This is a genomic window from Amycolatopsis kentuckyensis (assembly GCF_002155975.1).
GTDB lineage: Bacteria > Actinomycetota > Actinomycetes > Mycobacteriales > Pseudonocardiaceae > Amycolatopsis > Amycolatopsis kentuckyensis.
Genome location: NZ_MUMI01000440.1, coordinates 1 through 3,522, shown reverse-complemented (window position 1 = coordinate 3,522; position 3,522 = coordinate 1). Strand labels below are relative to the sequence as shown.

The 3,522-nt window shown below is 69.1% G+C and carries 4 protein-coding genes; 1 reads left to right on the top strand and 3 read right to left on the bottom strand.

Translation table 11 applies throughout. The annotated features are described in order from the left end of the window. Positions 1-137: 137 nt before the first annotated feature. Positions 138-776, bottom strand: a complete 639-nt coding sequence (locus CCN39_RS35755) for a DUF6801 domain-containing protein (RefSeq protein WP_086849621.1) — start codon at positions 774-776, stop codon at positions 138-140. Positions 777-1,197: 421 nt separating this feature from the next. On the opposite strand from CCN39_RS35755, the gene CCN39_RS35750 reads away from it, so the two are divergent. Continuing rightward, entirely contained in the window at positions 1,198-2,094 is an 897-nt protein-coding gene (locus tag CCN39_RS35750; protein WP_086849619.1) for an RCC1 domain-containing protein, read from the top strand. Positions 2,095-2,133: 39 nt separating this feature from the next. Here the strand turns inward: CCN39_RS35750 and CCN39_RS35745 are convergent, their stop codons facing one another. Both CCN39_RS35745 and CCN39_RS35740 read right to left on the bottom strand, forming a co-directional pair. Beyond that, complete coding sequence (locus CCN39_RS35745) at positions 2,134-2,778, bottom strand: hypothetical protein (RefSeq protein ID WP_086849617.1); 645 nt, start codon at positions 2,776-2,778, stop codon at positions 2,134-2,136. An 80-nt stretch (positions 2,779-2,858) separates the two neighbouring features. Beyond that, a partial coding sequence (locus CCN39_RS35740) for a hypothetical protein (protein ID WP_244211148.1) occupies positions 2,859-3,522 on the bottom strand: 664 nt, incomplete at its 5' end.

Here is a 3,522-nt window from a genome sequence, read left to right as displayed (position 1 = left end):
GGCCGGCGGCCGCCAGCGCGGTCACCGTGACGGAGCGGGGCCGGACTCGACGGGGCATCGGTTTCCCTGTGTGTTCGGAAGCGGAGCCGGAAGATCCCGGTGCGGGCCCGGCGAGGGGCCCGCACCGGGAAACCCGGTCAGGAGACGGTGATGCTCGGGCTGAACGCGGTGTTCTGCGCCGGGTTGGTGACCTTCAGGGTGCAGTTCATCGTCCACGGCGTCCAGGTGTTGTTCGACTTCTTGTGGAACTCGAGCGACGCCGTGACCGTGTTGCCCATCGACAGCGTGTCGGTGCCCGCCGTCGCCGGTGCGGTGTAGGTCGGGACGGTGGAGGTCGCGACCTGCGAGATGTTCACCGTGATCGGGCCGCCGGCCGGGTAGATGACCTCCGGGATCTCCAGCCCGGTGGCCGCCGGCTGCGACAGGGTGCCCGACGCCGCCGTCACCGGCACCGTGGCGGTGCCGCGGATGCCGTCGTAGCCGACCGCGGTGAGCAGCGCGTGGACACCCGCGCTGATCGTCGCGGAGCCGCCCACGTTGGCCGGGGTGAGGGTGCCGCCGGCCGCGACGGAGTCCTCGGCGTCCAGGTGCGACGTGACGAGGACCGGCTGCGGCGAGACGCCGGGGAAGGTGCAGGTGTAGGTCAGGGGCGTGGTGCCGCCGGCGGTGTAGGTGACCGTGGCGGCGGCCGCGGTGCCGGCGGTCAGCACCGCGATGGCGCCGACGGCGGTAGCGGTGGTCGCGATTCCGGCGGACAGCCTGCTGAGTCGGGACATACCCATCTCCTTTGATTCAGTACAGTCTCGGCTTTGGCTGATCGATTGCTCGCCGTCGTTGCTCTCCGATCACGTTCGCCCGCCCCCATTGCCCCGAGCGGCGGGACGTGAATTCACCGACGTGCGAGGTGGAGGTCCATCTGCCGGGAATGAGGCTACTCGTGAGTTCATTACGGAACAAGACTTTGTGGCATCGGCAGTCCACCGCATCGGCGTGGTCCGGGTTTCTTGTTCGCACCCGCGCAGGACTGGCGGTGGTTTCATCGGATCTTGACAAAGAACCACCGCGCGGTCGAACGGTGCCGAGAACGGTCTACCATTCACGATCTTGCCGAAGCAATCGGGGATAACGAATCGGAGAAAGGAGGCTACCGTGCCACTTACTTCACGTTGTGAACGGGTATCGCTCAGGGGAGCCGCATTGACGGTCTCGGCGGCGATGGCCCTGTCGCTCTGCGCGTCGCCGGCGTCCGCGGCCACCGTGGGCGGGGTGTTCGGCTGGGGGAAGCCGGACTTCGGCGTCACCGTTCCCCCGGAGGCGGCGCTGACCGGGGTCACCGCCGTGTCGGCGGGGACCACGACCGTGCTCGCGTTGAAGGGCGGGACGGTCCTCGCGTGGGGCGCGAACAACTGGGGCGCCAACGAGGTGCCCGCCGCCGCACTGTCCGGGGTCGGCCAGATCGCGTCCGGCTGGGGCCACGAGCTCGCGCTCAAGAACGGCACGGTCCTGGCGTGGGGCAACAACTGGTACGGCCAGACCAGCCTGCCCGCCTCGGTGACCAGTGGCGTTACGGCGATCTCGACGTCCTACATGCACAACCTGGCCCTCAAGCAAAACGGCCAGGTGGTGAGCTGGGGCACCCGGACCGACGTGCCGGCGGCCGCGCAGTCCGGCGTGACCGCGATCGCCGCCGGTGGCGATCACAACGTGGTCATCAAGAACGGTGGCGTGCTGGCCTGGGGGAGCAACGTCTACGGGCAGACGACCGTGCCGGCGGCCCTGTCGTCGGGGGTCACCGCGGTGTCCGCCGGGTTCCAGCACAGCCTGGCCTTGAAGGACGGCCGCGTCTACGCGTGGGGCCGCAACAACTACGGTCAGGCGACCGTCCCCGACGCGGCCTTGTCGGACATCGTGGGCATCGATGCCGGGGCCAACCACAACCTGGCCTTCAAGGCCAATGGCGACATCGTCGCGTGGGGTTCGAACGTCGTCGGCGAGACCGCCCCGGACCCGCTCCCGTGCGGGCCGGTCTTCGCGGTCTCGGCCGGGGACAGTGACAGCTTCGGGCTGAAGGAAGATCCCACCGCGCCGTGCTGAGCGGACGGGTGGCGGGCGGTGCGCCCGCCACCCGGTGGGTCAGCTCGTGGCGTTGGGCGTCAGGGTGAGGTTGATCGTGTTGCCCGGCCCCGAAACCATCGCGCCGAGGGCGAGGTCGGCGACCCAGCAGTTGGTGAACTCCGGGATCGTGTAGTCGGCCGAGACCGTGATCGGCGAGAAGATGTCGATGTCCTTCGCCACCAGGTTCAGCTCGATCGGGGTCTTCGTCTTGCAGGAGCCCGGCACCGTGGGCAGCGGGATGACCGGCGCGAGCAGGCCGACCCAGATGTTGCTGATCTCCATGTTGGCCTTGGCGTGCGTGGTCAGCGTGGCGTCGACCAGGGTGCCGGTGGCGGGGCCGAGCGGGACCACCTTCACCGTCGCCTTGACCTTGAACAGGCCCGAAACCAGCGAGATGTTCGCCTGGGACGGCGGCAGGCTCAGGTCGGCGCTCAGGCCGACTTCGCCGGTCTCGTCGTTGACGAGCAGGTTGCCGGCCAGCGTGCCGGGGCCGAGGTTCATGGTGCTGCCGGTCTTCTTCACCACCGTGCTGCCGGTCACCGCGAAGGAGACCGGGAACGGGATGACCTCGGCCGACGCCGGGGTGGCGGTGACCACGGTCATCGCCACGGTCGCCGCCGACGTGAGCACGGCCAGTCTCTTCAGCTTCGTTGCCACGGACATGGTTGTCCTCCTTTTGCGTTTTCCCGGCCGTTTCCGGGTGCTCCCGGAAACGGTTACGTGCGGTATTGCGGCAGGCCGGTTCAGCGGGCTTCGAGCTCGGTGACGACCCAGCTGTCCCCGGTGTGTTCCGCGGTCACGGAAAGCTGCGCCGCGGCGCTGTCGGTTGCATTGTTGTCGGCCCGGACGGCTGATTGATCGAGAAAGACGAGTAACCGCGCGTGACCATTCTTGAGTTCCTGCACGGCGATGGCCGAAACGCGCGAAGTGAGCACGAGTTTCTGCTCCGGTGCCTTGCGCCGGACTTCGGCGAAGAGCTTGTCGTAGGAAACCTTGGCGGTCCCGCGCAACACGGCGGCGGCGGCCTTTTCGGTGACGTCGGTCCGGTCGTAGGAATAGGAGAAGATGCGGTTCATCGCGAGCGTGACGGCGGAGGTGACGTCGGCGGTGGCGCCGACATCGGTGAGCGCCAGGTTCGCGGCGGCGGGGTTGGCCGAGGTGGCGCGGGCTTCGAGGGTGAACCAGACGCCGGCCCCGGTGAGGAGGAGGGCGGCGGCGAGAAGCAGAACGGGGAGGCGGCGCCAGGCGGGGCGGGGCTTGGCGGGCTGAGCCGGGTCGGCCTCGGCTTGGTCGGCCTGGTCGGCTTCGGCTTCGGTCGCTTCGCTGTCGGCCGCTTCGGCTTCGGTGGTTGCCGCGCTGTCGGCTTCGGCCGGGTCGGCTTGGGCTTCGGCGGCACCGGGCTCGGCC

What these genes read in the sequence shown, in the direction of transcription:
- CCN39_RS35745 (WP_086849617.1), bottom strand. Translation starts at nt 2,778, where the DNA reads ATGTCCGTGGCAACGAAGCTGAAGAGACTGGCCGTGCTCACGTCGGCG.
- CCN39_RS35755 (WP_086849621.1), bottom strand. Translation starts at nt 776, where the DNA reads ATGTCCCGACTCAGCAGGCTGTCCGCCGGAATCGCGACCACCGCTACC.